17 protein-coding genes are annotated in these 18,145 nt (G+C 46.7%); 10 read left to right on the top strand and 7 right to left on the bottom strand.

Features of this window, described 5'->3' with window-relative positions:
- Positions 1 to 712 (bottom strand): IS982 family transposase (locus L5L98_RS20855; protein ID WP_263143268.1); only part of this gene is annotated, 712 nt, incomplete at its 3' end.
- Between the two features lie 283 nt (positions 713 to 995).
- Between L5L98_RS20855 and L5L98_RS20850 the strand changes: the two genes are divergently transcribed.
- The 6 genes from L5L98_RS20850 to L5L98_RS20825 all read left to right on the top strand — a co-directional run bounded on the left by L5L98_RS20850 (position 996) and on the right by L5L98_RS20825 (position 7,317).
- Complete coding sequence (locus L5L98_RS20850) at positions 996 to 1,547, top strand: SMI1/KNR4 family protein (protein WP_212599568.1); 552 nt, start codon at positions 996 to 998, stop codon at positions 1,545 to 1,547.
- Between the two features lie 11 nt (positions 1,548 to 1,558).
- Entirely contained in the window at positions 1,559 to 2,005 is a 447-nt protein-coding gene (locus L5L98_RS20845) for a DUF6985 domain-containing protein (RefSeq protein ID WP_263143266.1), read from the top strand.
- Positions 2,006 to 2,316: 311 nt separating this feature from the next.
- On the top strand, positions 2,317 to 2,733 hold the full coding sequence (locus tag L5L98_RS20840) for a hypothetical protein (protein ID WP_113940298.1): 417 nt from the start codon (positions 2,317 to 2,319) through the stop codon (positions 2,731 to 2,733).
- Positions 2,734 to 2,990: 257 nt separating this feature from the next.
- On the top strand, positions 2,991 to 4,388 hold the full coding sequence (locus L5L98_RS20835; RefSeq protein WP_263143265.1) for an amidohydrolase: 1,398 nt from the start codon (positions 2,991 to 2,993) through the stop codon (positions 4,386 to 4,388).
- A 137-nt stretch (positions 4,389 to 4,525) separates the two neighbouring features.
- Positions 4,526 to 5,857 (top strand): M16 family metallopeptidase, encoded by a 1,332-nt coding sequence (locus L5L98_RS20830; RefSeq protein WP_263143264.1) that lies wholly within the window; start codon positions 4,526 to 4,528, stop codon positions 5,855 to 5,857.
- The gene (locus L5L98_RS20825; protein ID WP_263143262.1) at positions 5,854 to 7,317 is read left to right on the top strand and encodes a M16 family metallopeptidase; all 1,464 of its coding nucleotides are present in this window, start codon (positions 5,854 to 5,856) and stop codon (positions 7,315 to 7,317) included. The genes L5L98_RS20830 and L5L98_RS20825 overlap by 4 nt, the downstream gene beginning before the upstream one ends.
- An 88-nt stretch (positions 7,318 to 7,405) precedes the next feature.
- On the opposite strand, the gene L5L98_RS20820 is transcribed toward L5L98_RS20825, so the two are convergent.
- Positions 7,406 to 9,433 carry an alpha/beta hydrolase family protein gene (locus L5L98_RS20820; protein ID WP_263143261.1) on the bottom strand — a complete coding sequence of 676 codons (2,028 nt, stop codon included), beginning with the start codon at positions 9,431 to 9,433 and terminating at the stop codon, positions 7,406 to 7,408.
- A 212-nt stretch (positions 9,434 to 9,645) separates the two neighbouring features.
- On the opposite strand from L5L98_RS20820, the gene L5L98_RS20815 reads away from it, so the two are divergent.
- Positions 9,646 to 10,197 (top strand): hypothetical protein, encoded by a 552-nt coding sequence (locus L5L98_RS20815; RefSeq protein WP_263143259.1) that lies wholly within the window; start codon positions 9,646 to 9,648, stop codon positions 10,195 to 10,197.
- 29 nt (positions 10,198 to 10,226) lie between these two features.
- On the opposite strand, the gene trmL is transcribed toward L5L98_RS20815, so the two are convergent.
- Positions 10,227 to 10,691, bottom strand: coding sequence for a tRNA (uridine(34)/cytosine(34)/5-carboxymethylaminomethyluridine(34)-2'-O)-methyltransferase TrmL (gene trmL / locus L5L98_RS20810; protein WP_006079682.1), 465 nt, complete (start codon positions 10,689 to 10,691; stop codon positions 10,227 to 10,229).
- Between the two features lie 193 nt (positions 10,692 to 10,884).
- On the opposite strand from trmL, the gene L5L98_RS20805 reads away from it, so the two are divergent.
- Complete coding sequence (locus tag L5L98_RS20805) at positions 10,885 to 11,742, top strand: DMT family transporter (RefSeq protein WP_263143256.1); 858 nt, start codon at positions 10,885 to 10,887, stop codon at positions 11,740 to 11,742.
- A 28-nt stretch (positions 11,743 to 11,770) separates the two neighbouring features.
- On the top strand, positions 11,771 to 12,712 hold the full coding sequence (locus L5L98_RS20800) for a LysR family transcriptional regulator (protein ID WP_131525529.1): 942 nt from the start codon (positions 11,771 to 11,773) through the stop codon (positions 12,710 to 12,712).
- Here the strand turns inward: L5L98_RS20800 and L5L98_RS20795 are convergent.
- Entirely contained in the window at positions 12,696 to 13,577 is an 882-nt protein-coding gene (locus L5L98_RS20795) for a patatin family protein (RefSeq protein WP_263143255.1), read from the bottom strand. The genes L5L98_RS20800 and L5L98_RS20795 overlap by 17 nt on opposite strands.
- A gap of 77 nt (positions 13,578 to 13,654) precedes the next feature.
- Entirely contained in the window at positions 13,655 to 14,668 is a 1,014-nt protein-coding gene (locus tag L5L98_RS20790) for a LysR family transcriptional regulator (RefSeq protein WP_263143254.1), read from the bottom strand.
- Between the two features lie 125 nt (positions 14,669 to 14,793).
- On the opposite strand from L5L98_RS20790, the gene L5L98_RS20785 reads away from it, so the two are divergent.
- Positions 14,794 to 16,794 carry a ligand-gated channel protein gene (locus tag L5L98_RS20785; protein ID WP_263143253.1) on the top strand — a complete coding sequence of 667 codons (2,001 nt, stop codon included), beginning with the start codon at positions 14,794 to 14,796 and terminating at the stop codon, positions 16,792 to 16,794.
- A 53-nt stretch (positions 16,795 to 16,847) separates the two neighbouring features.
- On the opposite strand, the gene L5L98_RS20780 is transcribed toward L5L98_RS20785, so the two are convergent.
- Positions 16,848 to 17,789 (bottom strand): DUF4424 domain-containing protein, encoded by a 942-nt coding sequence (locus L5L98_RS20780; protein ID WP_263143251.1) that lies wholly within the window; start codon positions 17,787 to 17,789, stop codon positions 16,848 to 16,850.
- 46 nt (positions 17,790 to 17,835) lie between these two features.
- On the bottom strand, positions 17,836 to 18,069 hold the full coding sequence (locus L5L98_RS20775; RefSeq protein WP_011787794.1) for a hypothetical protein: 234 nt from the start codon (positions 18,067 to 18,069) through the stop codon (positions 17,836 to 17,838).
- Positions 18,070 to 18,145 lie beyond the last annotated feature (76 nt).

The following is an 18,145-nucleotide window of genomic DNA, read 5'->3' as shown; positions in this document are numbered from 1 at the left end:
CTATGATGAAACGTCTCGACAGCATCGCTCTATCCCACAACGACATCGCTTTTGCTTTCATATTCTTACGCACGTTCGTCACCAACTTCACGCCTTTCTCCAGCAATTCACTGGACAGCGCTTTACTGATATACCCTTTATCAGCATAGAGTTTATTCATGTCACTGTGCACCATCTCATTCACCGGTTTTGTGTCATGTACATTCGCAGGGGTCACTTTGGCCGCCACGATTCCGCCTTGATGATTCATAATCAAATGCAGCTTAAAGCCATAGAACCAACCCATGGTGCCTTTACCTCTGCACGCAAGTCCAGCTAAGGTTTTATGGCGATGAATACGTAGGTTATGACACACTTTGATGCTGGTTGAATCAACAAATTCGATGCCAGTAGGGTCACTCTTAAGGCTGGCAAAGTAGCTGCAAAGCGGCACTAAAGCAGTGGGCATCACCTCAAGAAAGCGGGTATAGCTGAGTAAATTGGGAAAAGCGGATTTGTAGAAATGAGCCAGATAGCCGATGTAGAAGTTCTTGAAATCACGGTGGTGAGACATCTGAAAAAGTATGATGATGGTCATCACTTCGCTCATCGTCATACGGCCAGCGCGTTGACGCTTGCGTGTACCATCGGTTAACAGCGTTTTTTCCCATTCTGGAATAAAAACAGCGCAAAAATCATCGACATCACAAAACACTTCCACTAATTTATGCATAGGCCCTCCGGTGTGATGGGGTTTCTCTTGGTCGAAAGATCCGATCACTTGGAGGGCTATTAGTTCAACATTTCTTATCCCGAGTTCAGGTTAGTTAATAAGGTATGGCTGGAATAGCTGCATAGTAAGTAATAGAAGGCTGCGACAAAATCTGTCGCAGTAATATGAAAATAGAATTTATGTAGTTAATTCGATTAAATAAGTTCGCCAAGTGTATATGTTAGCGGTATAAAGCAAACGGATTAACACTGCGGCCAAGTGTCAAGATGAAGGAATAAATACAATGGATGTTAAGACGTATCTACAAGCATTGAGTGCTATTTACGCCAACATGAATCAAACATTAGAACTGGATCGTGGCTTATCAAACTCAGTTTTAGATGAAGCCGAAAAACAATTAGGTTTTACACTTATTTCCCCGTTAAGGGAGCTTTGGGGATATGCCAATGGCGGCAATGAGTGGAGCACAGTCTTTGCCCGAAAAGATTACTTTTGCCGGTATGATTTTTTGTCACTAGCCTCATCATTTAAATTTCGTGACCGAATGAGAAAACAGGCCCAGTACTACGTTGATTACCACGAGCCAGAAGTGCGGGATCCCAAAATCCAATCAGGATGGTATCAAGAAGGTTGGTTGCCCTTCGCTCAATTTGGGGGCGGCACATTACTCTTGATTGCGGATCATTCACCCTCAGCATTAGGTAAAATGGGACAAGTCATCGCATACACCCATGACCCCGATATGATGGACTTTATCAGCCCAAACCTAAGCCAATTTTTTGCACAATCCTTGGCGCAAATCGCACTATATCCAGGTGAATTAATTGAGGATTAAGGATAACGAAAATGAACGATCCATTATTCAACAAACCTAGTGAACTGATTATTGAAGGTGAGCTTCAGGGCAACGATAAGTTACGCATAAAAATGCTCGAAGACGTTTCTCTGATGACACAAGAGACGAAGTATCAAATTCTAAATGCTATGCTCAAAATGCATAAATATTTTGAAAATTATTGCGGTGATTTGGAGGTTTCTTTAAATACAATCAATGAAATAGCAGAAAATACCCAGCCGTTGTACATTATATTGGATGACACCAGCACAATGGAGACTCGGGCAATTCGTTATCATTACGCCTGCAACTGGGAAACCGATCATGGGGTAGAAGTGATGGTACTCAATGGTAATCAAGTGATTTTTGTGGGCAACTGCGGTTACACCTATGGTGTGTTATTAGCCTCCATTGATAGTGCTTTATCCCTTCAAGATGAAGAGCTTAATTTTCTATGAGTTGCTGACTAAATTTTACTACTATTATTCCCGCGCAATACTGTGTTACTCAGAAAGGCAATTTTAGCTAAGCATTTTAGCCAGACATCTACATATGATGGCTCTTGTTCAAGTAATTTTAGCCAGTATAGGTGGTAGAGAAACCGAAAGTGCATTATGTTGTTGATTTAAAATGGGTGGCTAGACTTTGGCGGGTAAACCAAGCTAAGGAGCCAAAACGTAACAAAGCGTTTAAAATCCTTCGCTTTACTCACTGGAAGTTCAAACTACTGCTTCAGTTTGAAACTCCTTTAACACGGAGTTAACTTCTTATGACACCTGAATATCTAGCCAAACAAGTTGAATTTATTGACTGGCTCTCGGCTGCAAGTCCCATTGAAGGCGTATTGGGTTCTACATATGGATGGGAGTGGCTGCCTACAAGCAGAGATCAAGAGGATCCTTTGAATGGTCCGAAAAAATGTGAGGAAACAAAAGACGCGGAGATGCTTGTGTATAAATCGGCGCTCAGATCTCTGAGAAAAATTGGCCGGTCACATCCTTTGCTTGTGTATGGTCCTCATGATTTTACTGAGAGCTTTAGAGGCGGCGCACTCTTTGCCTTCAAAATGGCAGCGAGAGAGGCCGCTCTCAGACAAAAGGGCGTATGGAGTGAGGTGGCTGAGTTGTATAGCCAAGGCCGATGGCCATGTGGTTTTAAAGAAAATCGTGAATTTGTTGTTTTGTGACTAAAGCTAACTATGCCAAGCATTAGGACAGCTTTTCCGTTGCCTTGAGTTTCTTTAACTGAGATCCGCCATCCCTATCTTTTTTCAGGTTGATTTATCTAAAAGCTGGATTCCAGCCCACAGCATTGCGGGAATGACGGTTAAAGACAGCCTCTAATGAAGCACAGTCTTTTTTACCTTTATCATTAAATCTATTAACAATTTCTCCTTGTCCGTGTAGTTTAGGTAGCTTATAAAAACAACAATAGGCTATCGCTATGACTTTACCCTCAGTATCACTTGCTGCATCAACATCATTTGAATTTAAGCCCCTAGTAAATAAATCCCATTTTTCTAAGACCTTACTCGCTTCAGCCTTAGCCTTGAGTTTTATGGGCACGGGTTTTAATTCGGCGCAAGCGGCGACCAGTGCTATGCCTGATGCGGCTAAGTTGGCGGCGGGTGTGGAGCAAAAGGTGATCGACTGGCGTCGTGATTTGCATCAACACCCTGAGTTGTCTAACCGTGAGTTTCGCACCAGCAAGATTATTGAAAAACATCTGAAATCCTTAGGATTAGAAGTGCAAACGGGTGTGGCACATACGGGCGTGGTGGCCATTTTGAAAGGCGGGAAGCTGAAGGGCGGCAAGCCTGGTCCGTTGATTGCGATTCGAGCGGATATGGATGCACTGCCTGTGACTGAAGTGGTCGATGTGCCTTTTGCCTCTAAGGCGACTGACACTTATCGCGATCAAAAAGTGGGTGTGATGCATGCCTGTGGGCACGATACCCATGTGGCCATGTTAATGGGCGTGGCCGAAAACTTGGTTAAAGTGAAAGACAGCCTAGCGGGGGATGTGATGTTTATCTTCCAACCCGCTGAAGAAGGTGCGCCAGAGGGTGAAGAGGGCGGCGCGGAATTGATGCTCAAAGAAGGGCTGTTTGCTCAGCGCAAACCCGAGCAAGTATTTGGTATGCATGTCACCTCGAGTATGCCGAGTGGCATGATTGGCCTGCGCAGTGGCCCTGCGATGGCGAGTGAGGATTCTTTTACCATCAAAGTGAAAGGCCGCCAAACCCACGGTTCGCGCCCTTGGAATGGGGTCGACCCTATTGTCGCTGCGGCGCAAATTATTACCAATGTGCAAACGATCGTCAGCCGTCAGGTGGATATCACTAAAGCCCCTGCCGTGGTGAGTTTTGGTGCGGTTAATGGTGGCATACGCTCTAATATTATTCCCGATGAAGTCGAGCTGATTGGTACTATTCGCACCTTCGACCAGCCCATGCGCGCCGATATTAAAGTGCGTTTAGCGCAAATGGCCGAGCTGTCGGCGAAAACCCTTGGTGCGACCGCGACCACAGAGATCCAGCCAGGTTACCCTGTAGTGGTCAATAATCCCGAGTTAGTCGCTAGTATGAGGCCTGTGCTTGCCAGTGTGGTGGGCGATAAGATGCTGATTGAACCTGGGTTAATCACAGGTGCCGAGGACTTTTCCTTCTATGCCTTAGAGTCTCCTGGGATGTTTTTCTTCCTCGGGGTGACACCAAAGGGAACGGATCCAGAAACCGCGGCCAGCAATCATTCTCCGGCTTTTTATGTAGATGAAAGCGCGCTAAAAGTGGGAGTTGAGGCCATGACTAAAGTGGCGTTGACTGCGCTAAATGCGCAATAAGTCGGACAGACGTTATTCCGTAAGCTCTTCGGTATAACTTGAGCTTACAAAAAATCGGCGCTGGATACGCTTTCTGCGCTTGATTTGTTAAACAATTTACCTCTATATGTGGATATTTACAGCAAGGAGCAAACCAAATGAAGCGCACGCTATCGGCTCTTGTGTTGGCCATGGGATTTTTGACTCCCCTAAGCCAAGTACAGGCCACCACGGCAGAAGACATTAAGAGTTTCACGCTAGATAACGGCATGAAAATCATGGTGCTAGAAGATGCCTCAATTCCCAATGCCAACATGTATTTGTTTTGGAAAGTCGGTTCACGTAACGAAGTGCCCGGCATTACCGGTATTTCGCACTTTTTCGAACACATGATGTTTAACGGTTCGAAAAAGTACGGCCCGAAAATGTTCGACCGCACTATGGAAGCCGCAGGTGGTGCGAACAATGCGTATACCACTGAAGACATGACGGTTTATACCGATTGGTTCCCCGCCAATGCGCTCGAAACTATGTTCGATCTCGAGGCTGACCGCATCGCTAACTTAGATATCAACCAAGCCATGGTCGATAGCGAACGTGGCGTAGTGCAGTCGGAGCGTTCCACTGGCTTAGAAAACTCTAACTGGAATGCCCTCGAAGGCGAAATCAAAGGTGTGGCGTTTTTAGCCCACCCTTATTCGTGGTCGGTGATCGGCCATGAGTCGGATATCGCCGCTTGGTCGCTGGAAGATTTAGTCCAGTACCATAAAACCTATTACGCGCCGAACAATGCCGTGGTCGTGATTGCCGGTGATGTAAAGCTTGCCCAAGTAAAAGCCTTGGCAGACAAGTACTTTGCGCCTATTCCGGCACAGACTCCGCCTAAAGCGATTCGCACTGTCGAACCTGAGCAAAAGGGTGAGCGTCGCACCTTTGTGCAAAAGGCATCGGTCAGCACACCTAATGTGATGTTGGCGTATCACATTCCAGCGGCAACTCATGCGGATTTTTATGCGCTGGACTTATTAAGCTCGATTCTAAGCCAAGGTAATAGCTCGCGTTTATATCAATCATTGGTTGATAAACAAGTGGCCTTAGAAGCGCAAACCTACATGCCGATGTCGGTCGATCCTAACCTCTTCTATGTGATGGGTGTTGCTACACCTGAGGTGAAAGCCTCGACGCTGGAGCATGCGTTGATTGAGCAAATCGATGCGATTGCGGCCCAAGGTATTACCCAGCAAGAATTGGATAAAGTTAAAAATATTAAGTTGATGGATTTTTATCGCTCGATGGAAACCATTAATGGTAAGGCTAATACCATAGGCACCTATGAGATGTATTTTGGCAGTTACGACAAGTTATTTAATGCACCTGAAGCCTATAACAAGGTGACGCCTGCGGATATTCAACGAGTTGCCCAAACCTACTTACGTAAATCGAATCGCACTGTGGCTGTGCTGGCGGCAACTGAGGAGTCTTCCCTATGAAATCGACAGCAGTGAAATCACTTAAGATGGCATCACTTGGGAAATCGTCTAAGTTAATGGCAGCATTGGCTTTAGGCACAAGCTTAATCATAGCGGGCTGCGCGGCGACATCGGCACCAAAGCGGGTCGATACTGGCAGCTTTGCGATGCCAAGTTACGATAAGTTTGTGTTAGATAACGGCTTAACTGTGTACTTAATGCCGCAGCGCGAAGTGCCGTTAATTACCTTAAATGCCGTGGTACGCGCCGGTGCAGTGAATGACACCACCGCAGGCGTGGCACAAATGACAGCAGAAGGTTTGTTGTTAGGTGCGGCGGGGAAATCTAAGGCGGATATCGAGCAGCAAGTGGATTTTCTCGGTGCAAGTTTAGTGGCCGAAGCGGATAAGGAAGGCAGTTATCTGAGTGCTGACTTTATGGCGAAGGACATTGACTTGATGCTGGGCTTATTTAGCGCGGCGATGTTAACGCCTGATTTTGATGCCGCCGAGTTCGATAAACTCAAACAGCGCGCGATTGCTGGGCTGCAGCAGGATAAAGAAAGCCCACGAGCGGTGATTGGTCGTTACTTCGATAAGCTCGTATTTGGTGCACATCCTTATGGTAATGCGGCTTCGGGTAACAGTGATTCGCTTGAACAAGTGACTGTGTCGCAGCTGCGCGCCTTCCATAAGAGTTACTATCAACCTTCCAATACCGCGATAACTGTTGTGGGTGACTTTGATGTGGCGACGATGAAAGCCAAGCTGGCGCAAGCCTTTGGTCAGTGGCAGGGCAGCGAAAAGCTGGTGCAGCCTGATTTAAACCAAGGTTTGCCTCAGTTGAGTGAGGCCAAAGTCTTGCTGGTGGATAAACCCGATGCAATCGAAACTACTTTTGTGATTGGGGGCTTAGGTATTAGTCGTGACAATCCAGACTATGTAGGTTTAACGGTAGTGAACACTATTTTAGGTGGTCGTTTCACCTCTTGGCTTAACGACGAGCTGCGGGTGAACGCGGGGCTAACCTATGGCGCGCGCTCAGGTTTTAGCCCTTATACCGATTCGGGCGTATTCACAATCAGCACTTTCACTAAGACGGAAACCACTCAAGAAGCGATGGATCTAGCCTTAAAAACCTATGCACGTTTATGGGAGAAAGGTGTAGATCAAGCGACTTTAGATTCGGCTAAAGCCTATGTTAAGGGTCAGTTCCCGCCTCAGTTTGAAACCTCAGGTCAGCTGGCAGGGCTCTTATCTGGCATGTATTTGTACGGTTTCGATGATAAGTTTATCAATGAGTTCCAAGCTAAGGTGGATGGTTTGACCTTAGAAGAAACCCAAAGGTTAGTGAAAACTTACTTCCCGCAAAAAGATCTGCAATTTGTGCTGATTGGCAATGCGGCTAAGATTGCACCGATTGCTGCTAAGTACGGCAAAGTGCAAACCGTCGATATTAAAGCCACGGGATTTGGCCAATAAGCCATCATTGCGAGGCTTGATTCGATAAAGAAAAGGTCTGCATAGTGCAGACCTTTTGCTTTTCTGTTCTAGGTTCTAGGTGCTGCGTTTATTGTCCACCTGGCTTAGCATAATGGGTCATCCAATCTTTCACTTGGTTATACCAATAGATAGAGTTATTGGGTTTCATAACCCAATGATTTTCATCGGGGAAGTAAATCATCCGTGATTCCACATTGCGAGTTTGCAGGGTGCGGAACAGTTCAAATCCTTGTCCCACAGGTACCCGGTAGTCGAGCTGACCGTGGCTGACTAAGGTCGGAGTGTTAAAGTTAGCCGCAAAGTAATGCGGAGAAATAGCTTTATACAGCTCAGGATTATCCCAGTAGTTGCCAAATCGGGTGCTGTGCACGGCAAAATCCGACGCCATTTGTGAATACATGTCGTAAACCGCAGCGTGGATCAACAAGGCTTTAAAGGGATGTGGTTGACCTAAAATAATTGAGGTCAGATAACCGCCGTAACTTGCGCCACCCGCCACCATGCGGTCGCTGTCTATCCAGCTTTGCTGTTTAAACCAGTCGGCCGCCTTGAGCACATCTTCGAGGGATTTATTCTTCCAATCTGGGTTAATCGCATCGGCAAACGCTTGTCCGAAGCCGCTAGAACCATGGAAGTTTGGCCAAGCAGTGACATATCCCCAAGAGGCGAAGGTTTGTGCGTTCCAACGGTAATGGAAACCGTCGGTAATGGCGTTATGTGGCCCGCCGTGAACCAGCATAAAGAGGGGATATTTTTTACTGCGATCAAATCCGGGGGGATAGTGAACCCACATTTGAATATCTTGATCTTGATATCCCTTGTAGGTCACTGATTCGTAAGTGCCTAAATCAACATCTTTGAGAATATCGTCATTAAAATTCTCTAGGCGTACCGTCTTACCATTGCGGGGATTAATGCTGACCAAGCGCGCTGGGTGCAAAAAGCTCTCGTTGGTGGCAATCAGTTCACCGTCTTTGCCTATGGCGGGTTGGCCAAAGTCAGTTGCCTCTGTAATGGCTTTGACTTTACCGTTTTTGGCATCGATATGATAAATGCGGTTAGTGGCGGCATCTTCGATGGTGGCATAAAAGCCTTTACTGTCGGGGGTCCAATTAAATTGGCTGACCGAGCGATCCCAGTCTGGTGTTAGCGTATTAAGTTTGCGGCTATCAATATCCAGTAACATCAGCCTTATGGTATCGGCATAGAAACCGGGGATTTTCTGACGGGTAAAAGCCAGCGTTTTGCCATTGGGACTAAAGCTGGGATCAGCATCTGCGGCTTGATTTTCTGGGGTGATATTCTCTGCTTTACCACTGCCAATCGTCGCAAGGAAAATATCCAGTTTAGGGTCGACACGGTTGTCTGATCCATAAGTACTGAAGGCAATTAAGCGTTCATTAGGCGAAATATCGTAACTTGAACTGCTTTGGCTCGAGCGTGGTAACTCATGGCCGAGCGCTTGCGTCACGGATTCGACTTCGCCGCCCGAAGCGGGGATCTTAAATACATGGGCTTGGCGACGTTCATCTAACCAATGATCGAACTGAGCGTAGGGCAAAGCATTCCACTGGCGAGCGGAGACCTTATTGTCCTCGTCGGCTTTTAGTTGGGTTTTCATCTCGTCCCATGTTTGATTTGGGAATACATTGCTGATGAAATACAAATGCTTGCCAACCCATTTAATACCATTTACGCCAGTAGGTATGTCGGTTAAGCGCTGCGCTTCACCCGGACCGTCCATAGGCAATAGGTAGATTTGGCCTGCGTCGTCTTCATTTCGCTCACTCACAAAGGCCAAGGTTTTGCCGTCGGGCGAAAACACGGGCTCGCTCACCTTTAACCCTTTGACTGTAATAGCGCGATTATTTTTACCTTCGCCATCAAAACGCCATAACTGGGTCGAACCTTTATCTTCCTTCAGATCATATTCTGTGACTGGCGCAATAATATGCTCACCAGAGGGCGATACGACTGGGGTACCAATACGCTTAAGTTGCCAGAGTAATTCCACCGAGAGCGGTTTACCCTGCTCCGCAAATGCTGAGCCGAATGGCATCAACAGACAGAGCAATAAGATTCCTGTCTTCTTCACTGTGAGTCTCCTTATCATACATATAGTTATAATGATTTTATTTGTAGTGCAGATTCGAGAGTATAGAAACCGAGCATGAAAGCAAACTGAGTGATAACCCATAGCGGGACGCTTTGTGTAAGCATCTGTGAATGGTTGTCGGCTAATTGTGATTTGTTGATGACAGAATTACAGGCTAATCTAGGGTGATATTTCGGCTGAGGACTAGGTAGATGCAGAATAAAATCAACCGATTAAGACTATTATGGGGAGTGACAATTGCACTGAGTACTGTTATTCCTCTGGCTGCGCACGCGGCTAAGGTAAGTTTTAGTGAGTTTTGCCCTCAGTTTACCGGTCAATGGGTGGGCGATGCCGCCAAAGTGGGGGAAGTGCCACGAAAAGTCACAGTCACCGGATTTTGCTCCCATGATATGCGGCAGCTGTTATTGTCTGTGAGTGTTGGCACGCGTGCGCCCTATAGTGAAACCTGGTGGTTTAGGGAGCAGGGCGAGCAAGTGTTGTTGACCTATTACGATGGCGTGTCCCAAGAGAAGCAGCAAGTCTTTAGCTTATATCGTCAAAATGGCGATTATTCTTTGCTGGGTGAGGGCGTGGTGACTGCCCGGTCTGCGTTAATTCAATTACTGTTTGAGGTAAAGGGGGCGGGTGCTCAAGCTAACGCATGGCAATGGACGCAGAATATTCAATATTTAGATGATGATGTTGATCGCTATCAGCTTTTTCGCGGGATAGAGATGACGCCAGTCGCGCCATCTCCTTAGTCGCCAATCCGATTTACCTTCGATAGCGCTTAAAGTGCGCCAGCAAAATCCAGTTGGCGCCACGCTTCATAGCTGATAATTGCCACCGCATTAGACAGATTCAAGCTACGGCTGGTGGCCGCCATGGGGATGCGTAGTCTCTGCTCAGTGGGGATGGATTCGATAATCGCCATCGGTAAACCTCGGGTTTCTGGGCCGAATAGCAGCACATCGTCTTTGGCAAAACTCAGCTCTGTATGCGGGCGACTCCCCTTAGTGGTGCAGGCCATAATGCGTTTGCCTGCCATGGCTTCGAGGAAAGCATCGAAGTCTTTATGGCGAGTCACATTGGTTAAGTCGGCATAGTCCAAACCCGCGCGGCGTAGCTTTTTCTCTTCTAGATCAAAACCTAATGGCTCAATCAAATGCAGCTGGCAGCCATTGTTTGCGCAAAGGCGAATGATATTACCTGTGTTAGGTGCGATTTCTGGCTCATAGAGTGCGATATGGAACATACTGGCCCGCCTGTAGAAAATGACGGCCGATTATACGGCAAACGGCGCCCAAGCGCAGTGTCTGTTGTGGGTGGATTTGGCTAAGTTCATGCAATAGAGGTTGTAATCGGTGGAATTGTTAGCTCAAGGCTTGCCTGTTTTATTATCTCAAAGTAATATATCTCAACATCAAGATACTTTTTAAGAAGTCATTATGCCCTTTATTATTGCGTTACTCGCTCCTGTATTTTGGGGGACAACCTATGCGTTAGTGAGTCTCTACTTACATGACATGTCGCCCTACTGGGTAGCCGTGTGGCGCGCGCTGCCTGCGGGGATTCTGATGTTGATGCTGCGTCCTCGCTTGCCAACGCTGGTGTGGTCAAGGCTCGGTTTGCTGGCTTTTTGTAATATCGGCGCCTTCTTCACCTTGTTATTTATCGGCGCGTATCGTTTACCGGGCGCAGTGGCGGGTACCTTAGGGGCGACGCTGCCGTTAATTTTCTTAATTTTAGCTTGGGTGATTGATAAAAAACGCCCAGGAATGAAGTGGTTATTATTAGGTTTGATGGGATTAGGTGGGGTCATTTTACTGCTTAACCCTTCGGCAGATCTCGATCCTATCGGCGTACTTTGCATGCTGAGTGCCACGACGTTAATTGCCTTTTCTTCTCGCTGGATGCAAAAGTGGGATGTGGGTGACTTTTTAGTGCTGACCGCGTGGCAGCTATTATTGGGCGGTTTGATGCTGATCCCACTGGCTTGGTTTATGGCTGGGCCACCGCAGCTACCGAGTATGACGCTTGTACCTTCACTGATATGGTTAGTGATTGCCAACACCGCCGTTGCCTATTGGGCTTGGCTGTGGTCTATGCGAAACTTAGGGCCAGAAATCATGGGTATGGTCGCTTTAGTCAACCCTGTGGTTGCCGTATCATTAGGGGTCATGATTGTGGGGGAAACTTTAGATATGCGCCAATGGATGGGAATAGCTGTGATTTTATTGTCACTGTTATTGATGAAGTTGCCGCAGAATTTAAGGTTAAATCCATTTAAAAAAGTGCAACCCTAGTCATTATTTTGGGGTGAATGAGGCATAGATGCTAAAACGTTTGGATCTGAATTTACTGCCCGTACTCGAAATTCTACTTGAGGAGCAAAGCGTGACCGCCGCTGCTGCGCGGTTGCATTTGAGCCAGTCGGCGGTGAGTAAACAGCTCACACGTTTGAGGGAAGTATTTGATGATCCTTTATTTGAGCGTACCGCCTACGGCCTAAAACCGACGCCCAAGGCTTTGTCACTCGCGCCTGAGTTGCGCCAATGCTTACAGCAATTGGCGCAATTTACTCGGCCGGACACCTTCGAACCCGCCTTGAGCCAACGACAGTTTAGAATGCATTTGGTCGAAACCACCTATTCACTGACCTTTCCCCATTTTATGCCCATGTTGCTCACTCAAGCGCCCGGTGTGAGTCTCAATTGCCAAACGTGGCGACTCGATACCATGGACAGATTACTGCGCTGCGACATCGACTTAGCCATAGGTTGCCGCGAGTGGGACGAGCGCTCGCCCATGCATGTGAATAATATTCCCGATGACTTATGCCATGTTGAGTTAGTGCAGGATTATCCAGTGTGTTTGATGCGTCGTGATCATCCGGCGTTAACACAAGAATGGAATTTAGATACCTTCTTGAGTTATCGCCATCTGCAAGTGGCCTTTGGCGGTTTAGAGCATTGGTTGCTGGATGATGTGTTGCAACTCGAGGGCCGTAAACGGGATATTGCCGTGAATATGACCGACTTTCAGAGTGCTCTCACCCTGTGTGAACAGAGCGATTTGATCCTCTGTGCACCTTCGCGCTATGCCTTGGCTGTGATGAAGTCTTTTGAGCTTCAGTCTTTACCATCACCCATCAAGCTGATCCCCGGTGCGTATTTATTGATGTGGCACAAACACTTCGAACACGACTTGAGCCATAAATGGCTGCGAGAGTTGATTATTAGCCAAGTGCTGCGTTCGATTACACCTCAGTTTTAGGCTCTTTTGGCGCCGTTAACCAAGCGGTTAATGTGGGTAAGACTGCTTTTCCATCCGCTAGCCCTTGTTGATAGACGGCGGTCACCTTATCGATATTGCGACCGAGCCTGGATAAATTAAGTGGCAGTGCTGGACGGATCACAAAGGCGTTATTCGCTGCAACGGCTTGATCTAACTCGGTTAATGCTTGATTATAAACTCGGTGGCGCTCACTTAACGCATGGGCAACTGCGGGGTAGCGTTTATAGGTTTTGCGGGCTAACCAATTCATTTTCATCGCGGATTTTTGGTAATGCTGATCTTGAGTCAAGATCACCACTTGGCGTGCATAACCATCTTTGCGTGATTGCGCTAACGGTATCGGTTCGCCGATGCCGCCATCGAGGTAATGGTGTTGGTTAATCACGCTGGGTTTAGACATAAAAGGCAGGCTAGAGGAGGCAATGAGCACGTTGAGTAATTTATCGTGGTCGTTAAAATCAGCCATACCAAAGTAATCGGTGTTTCCTGTATTGCAGTTAAAGGCGCCGACCTTGAATTCGGTATTACTATTTAAAAATGTATCAAAATCAAATGGCAGCAACTCATAAGCCATGCGACGGTAGGTAAAGTCTGTATTGACATAATTACCCGTTGCCAGCCAATGGCGGATGCCCATATAGCGTTTGTCATTGAGATATTGCTGCTGAATGTGGAGATTGCGACCAAATTGGCGGGATACATAGGACGCGGGATAAATGGCACCTGCAGATACCCCAATTACATAGTTGAAGTGAAGTGACTGCTGTAAAAACGCGTCTAATACACCTGCGGTATAAATGGCCCTGAGGCCACCACCTTCCAACACTAAGGCCACATCTTTCATCGAGTTACATCTTTTTATCGGTTTATCACCGCAGAATACCCCAGCTTAGCGCAGAAATGAATGCGTGTAAGGTATCCTCAAGATGCGTGACCAACATCAAGATGATGTGACTTTTTCTTAGTTTTAATTGGTAAGATATTGGTTACGTTATCGTTTACGTCATCTTTTTGATGGCCCAGATTAACATGATAGGCTTGGTGAAAATCTGTCTGACTAAAGTATTGGCTAAGTGCATTGAGCGCTTCTTTCACTTTTGCGGGCTGCTTATCTCGCGCCGACGTTACGCTATAAACACTGTAGGTATTGAGTGACCATTCGGGTAATAGGGTGACCAGTTGGCCGCTTTCGAGGTATTTGTGTACTTCAGGTTCGGGCAGGGCGGCAAATCCTAGACCATCGAGTGTGAGTTGAATTAACGCCTGCATATTGTTGACGCTAATTCGCTGGCTTGTCAGTTCAAAACACGCTTGGCTGAAGGCGTGGGTTAAGATATCGCCTTTAGCATAAGTGTGATAGATCCGATTTAATTCAGTTAATTCCTTTGGGTGGCTAAGGTTTTTATGCATTGGCAGATAATTAGGTGAGGCGCACAGTAACATACGCCAATCGGCTAAATGGCGGGCAATTAGGTTGGAATCCGATAAGGGGCCGATGCAAATCGCCAGATCGATACCGTCGTTGACTATATCTATCGGGCCATCTTGCAGCAGTAAATTCAAACTTATCTGTGGATGTGCTGCCAACAGGTAATTAAAAGGTTCGCTTAACAGGCCGCCGCCAAATCCTATAGGCGCGGCAATCTTTAATTCCCCTGATGGAATACCTTTCAAGTTATTAAGTTTCTGCTCTGTGCTTTCGACTATCGCTATGACCTTGCGGCAATTCTCGTAGAACAAACTGCCCGCTTCGGTGAGTGTGAGGTTGCGGGTATTGCGGTGGAACAGGCTGATCCCCATGTCCATTTCGAGCTTGGTCACTTGCTGACTTACCGCCGACGAGCTGAGATTTAATTGCTGTGCTGCGGCACTCATTGAGCCCTTTTCTGCGATTGTCGCAAAAACGATCATCCCTTTGATCATGTTTTTATTCATTTTTAAGTAACTCTTACAAGTGAATACCTAAAGTCTAACTTGAGCTGATTGTAACATAGAGATACATTGCCGTATTGAAAATTGTTCTCATTTACAATCTTTGCTCTAATGGAGACTTGTCGGTTATGTTGTTAAGTCGTAAGAAGTACCTCGCTCAAGTGATCACCGCTTTATGTTTGTTGCCCACAGTACCAGTAACAAATGCCCTTGCGGATACCGCGTCAGATAAAGAAAAGATGATGGAAAGAATCGTGGTGACTGCATCGGGATTTGAACAGCAAATTCGCGATGCGCCAGCTTCTATCAGCGTGATCACCCGTGAGGATCTGGATAACCGCTTCTACCGCGACTTAACCGATGCCATGTTAGAAGTGCCCGGCGTAGTGATTACGGGCGGTGCAGACCGTCAGGATATCAGTCTGCGGGGCATGGGTAATCAATACACGTTAATTTTAGTGGATGGTAAACGCCAATCCTCGCGCGAGACACGGACCAACAGTGACGGCCCAGGCGTTGAAGGCGCTTGGACGCCACCATTGGCGGCCATCGATAGAATTGAAATTGTTCGCGGGCCTATGTCATCACTTTATGGTTCGGATGCCATTGGTGGGGTAATTAACATTATCACTCGCAAAGTGCCAAACGAGTGGCAGGGTGAGGTGCGACTCGACAGCACTTTGCAGGAAAAGTCTGACTCGGGAAATGTGTATCAAGGCAACTTTTTCGTCAACGGTGGTTTGATCAAAGATCTGCTAGGGATGCAACTTTATGGTCAATATACCCAGCGTGAAGAAGATCAAATCTATGGTGGTTACCGAGGTCGCGATGCGACTAATCTGACAGCGAGATTTGCGCTCACGCCTAATGAAAATCACGATATCATGTTTGAAGTTGGCACTTCTAACCAAGAACTCGACAGCAGTTTAGGTAAAACCGTCACACCGTTAGCACCGGGCGAAGCCTGTGGTCGTCGCGGTTGCCCTGAATCTTCAACGACAGAATATGAAAACAGCACCTTCTCCCTTTCACATACAGGTCGTTGGGACTTTGGTACTTCGGATAGCTATATCAAGCATGAAGTGTTTGATAATAAAACCCGTAAGATGAAAATCACTAACACGGATGCGCAATCTAGCCTTATCACTACGTTAGGCCAAAGTCATACAGCGACCTTTGGCGCAGCATTCAACCATCAAGATTTAACCGACGAAACAGGTAACCAAGTGAGTGACTTAACTGATATTAGTCGCAAACAATGGTCGGTGTTTTCCGAGGATGAATGGCGCATTGTCGATAGCTTTGCTCTGACCATGGGGCTGCGTTTGGATGATGATGAAAACTTTGGTAATCATGTCAGTCCGCGCGTTTATGGCGTGTGGGGATTAACCGACAGCACCACCTTAAAGGGCGGTGTATCAACAGGGTTTAGGGCGCCGAGTTTACGTCAGACAGTGCCCGACTGGGGACAAGTCAGCCGTGGTGGCAACATGTACGGTAATCCAGATTTACAACCTGAAACTTCAGTTAACTACGAGTTAGGTTTGTATTCTGATCTGACCGAGAGCATTACCGCCAGCGCGGGTGTGTTCTATAACGAGTTTAATGACAAGATCACCCGCGTTGCCTGTCCTGCGACTCAATGTACTGATGGTCCAAATCAATTTGGTTCTAATCCAACGACTTATGTGAACGTCGACGAAGCTGTGACCCAAGGGATTGAACTGAGTTTCGACTATCGCATTCGCTCAAACTTGAGTTTGACGGGTAACTATACCTATACGGATTCGGAGCAAAAGACAGGTGTTTATAAAGGTAGCCCATTGAATCAATTGCCTAAGCATTTGATCCAAGCGTCTTTCAACTACGAGCCTATTGATAATTTAAGCACTTGGTTAAGGGTGAACTACCGTGGCGAAGAGAGCCAACCGACGACAGGACCTTCATCGAGCAGTTTAATCGCCCCTTCTTATACTCTGCTGGATTTGGGGGCTAACTACCAGTTGAACGATAGCTTGAAATTTAGTGTGGGCATTTATAACGCCTTCGATAAGGAAATTACCCAAGAGGAATACGGTTATATCGAAGATGGCCGACGTTACTGGTTAGGTATGACCTATAGTTTTTAAATTAAAAATAGCGAGTTATAAAGAAGCCAGCACTTAGCTGGCTTCTTTTTTGATTATTCAAAATTCGGTTTACGAATAAACAGGACGCTGAGATCTTGCTTTGGCGTGAACTGTTTTTGCTGGAACTCAAAGGTGAGTGGGTCAGTTTTTTTAAGCTCGCCATCAAAACACAAACTAATAAGATCTGTGGGCTGGGATTTTTTTAGGGTGAGTTTGAAGTCCTTAATCGACCCTTGCCAGTTATTAGCTGTGACCAAAATATAGCTAAGATGGCTCCATTCGACGCCAATCTCCTGATCTTCACCGTCTTGTTTAACGATAAGGTTGCGCTTCCTAATGCCTTGCTTGGCGCTTTCATCTAAACAGGCCAGTTCAGTGTAAGTATCAATAATACTACTGGCAGTATCGGGGATACCTGTTGAGAGGCTTGGCGTGTAGCTATGGCTGATTGCGACAGATTGGCCTGCGGGAAAGGTTTGTTCCCACACAAAGTAATCACTTAGGGTAAAGGCGATTTGTTGGTTTTCATCCAACCATTGCTTGGGGAGTGCGGGTTTACCCTTGGGGACTTCGGCATATTCGGCAAAGTAAGCGACTTCATCTACACCCCAGCCAAGCTGTTTCAGCTCGGTTGAAATATCGGTTTTATCGGCAAGTTGGGCAACAAGCCTGTGTTGAGTTGGCTGGGTTTTGCCATTCACTTTAAGGGTGAAGTTATCAATACTGCTGTGATCGGCGGAGCCAAAAAACATCGGTGGCATGGGGAAGGCGATGGGGACGATAAGATCCTGCGAACTGGTGTTGGTAAACACATAATCGACCCTGACTTCGGTCTCGCTGATGAAGAGAGACTCTTTATCCATACTGATATTAGGCTGATATTTCAAGGTAATAGAGCCATTAGCATCGCCAAAACTGCTATCATTGGCAGAGGCAGTTTCTCCGTAGACGAGTAAAACTATAGCAAAAAGGGGTATGGCTAAGTGTGCTGACATGTACTTCTTAACTCTAGTTGGATGTTTTAGTATCAATGGGGAACGATTATTGCGCGCGGGCGAGGTCGATGGCCGCACTTATCGCATTTCGCGCTTGTGGGCTATTTTTCCAGCAAGTGGTGCGCAGCATGCTGGCGACTAAGTTAGCAATATCATCCACTTCGTGTTGGGCGAGTTGTTGCAGCGAGCTGATGCCAATTTCTTCGAAGCGTTTAATTACCGTAGGGCCAACGCCTTTGAGTGCTAATAAGGCTTGTTTTTCTTGTTCATTAAAACCCATAACGAATACTCCTTTATTGTTGGGATTGTGCTCAATTAATAGTACTGGGCAAGATTACCTTTAAACCGAGTTAACA

The organism is Shewanella sp. SM23, assembly GCF_025654295.1.
In the GTDB taxonomy this organism is placed as follows: Bacteria; Pseudomonadota; Gammaproteobacteria; order Enterobacterales; family Shewanellaceae; genus Shewanella; species Shewanella oncorhynchi.
The sequence above is the reverse complement of the archived record's forward strand: the minus strand, read 5'-3'. Positions and strand labels throughout refer to the sequence as shown.

Coding starts and splice junctions, on each gene's coding strand:
- L5L98_RS20815 (WP_263143259.1), top strand. CDS start 9,646: ATGCAGAATAAAATCAACCGATTAAGACTATTATGGGGAGTGACAATT.
- L5L98_RS20840 (WP_113940298.1), top strand. CDS start 2,317: ATGACACCTGAATATCTAGCCAAACAAGTTGAATTTATTGACTGGCTC.
- L5L98_RS20800 (WP_131525529.1), top strand. CDS start 11,771: ATGCTAAAACGTTTGGATCTGAATTTACTGCCCGTACTCGAAATTCTA.
- L5L98_RS20845 (WP_263143266.1), top strand. CDS start 1,559: ATGAACGATCCATTATTCAACAAACCTAGTGAACTGATTATTGAAGGT.
- L5L98_RS20825 (WP_263143262.1), top strand. CDS start 5,854: ATGAAATCGACAGCAGTGAAATCACTTAAGATGGCATCACTTGGGAAA.
- L5L98_RS20795 (WP_263143255.1), bottom strand. CDS start 13,577: ATGAAAGATGTGGCCTTAGTGTTGGAAGGTGGTGGCCTCAGGGCCATT.
- L5L98_RS20805 (WP_263143256.1), top strand. CDS start 10,885: ATGCCCTTTATTATTGCGTTACTCGCTCCTGTATTTTGGGGGACAACC.
- L5L98_RS20830 (WP_263143264.1), top strand. CDS start 4,526: ATGAAGCGCACGCTATCGGCTCTTGTGTTGGCCATGGGATTTTTGACT.
- L5L98_RS20775 (WP_011787794.1), bottom strand. CDS start 18,069: ATGGGTTTTAATGAACAAGAAAAACAAGCCTTATTAGCACTCAAAGGC.
- L5L98_RS20780 (WP_263143251.1), bottom strand. CDS start 17,789: ATGTCAGCACACTTAGCCATACCCCTTTTTGCTATAGTTTTACTCGTC.
- L5L98_RS20790 (WP_263143254.1), bottom strand. CDS start 14,668: ATGAATAAAAACATGATCAAAGGGATGATCGTTTTTGCGACAATCGCA.
- trmL (WP_006079682.1), bottom strand. CDS start 10,691: ATGTTCCATATCGCACTCTATGAGCCAGAAATCGCACCTAACACAGGT.
- L5L98_RS20785 (WP_263143253.1), top strand. CDS start 14,794: ATGTTGTTAAGTCGTAAGAAGTACCTCGCTCAAGTGATCACCGCTTTA.
- L5L98_RS20850 (WP_212599568.1), top strand. CDS start 996: ATGGATGTTAAGACGTATCTACAAGCATTGAGTGCTATTTACGCCAAC.
- L5L98_RS20835 (WP_263143265.1), top strand. CDS start 2,991: ATGACTTTACCCTCAGTATCACTTGCTGCATCAACATCATTTGAATTT.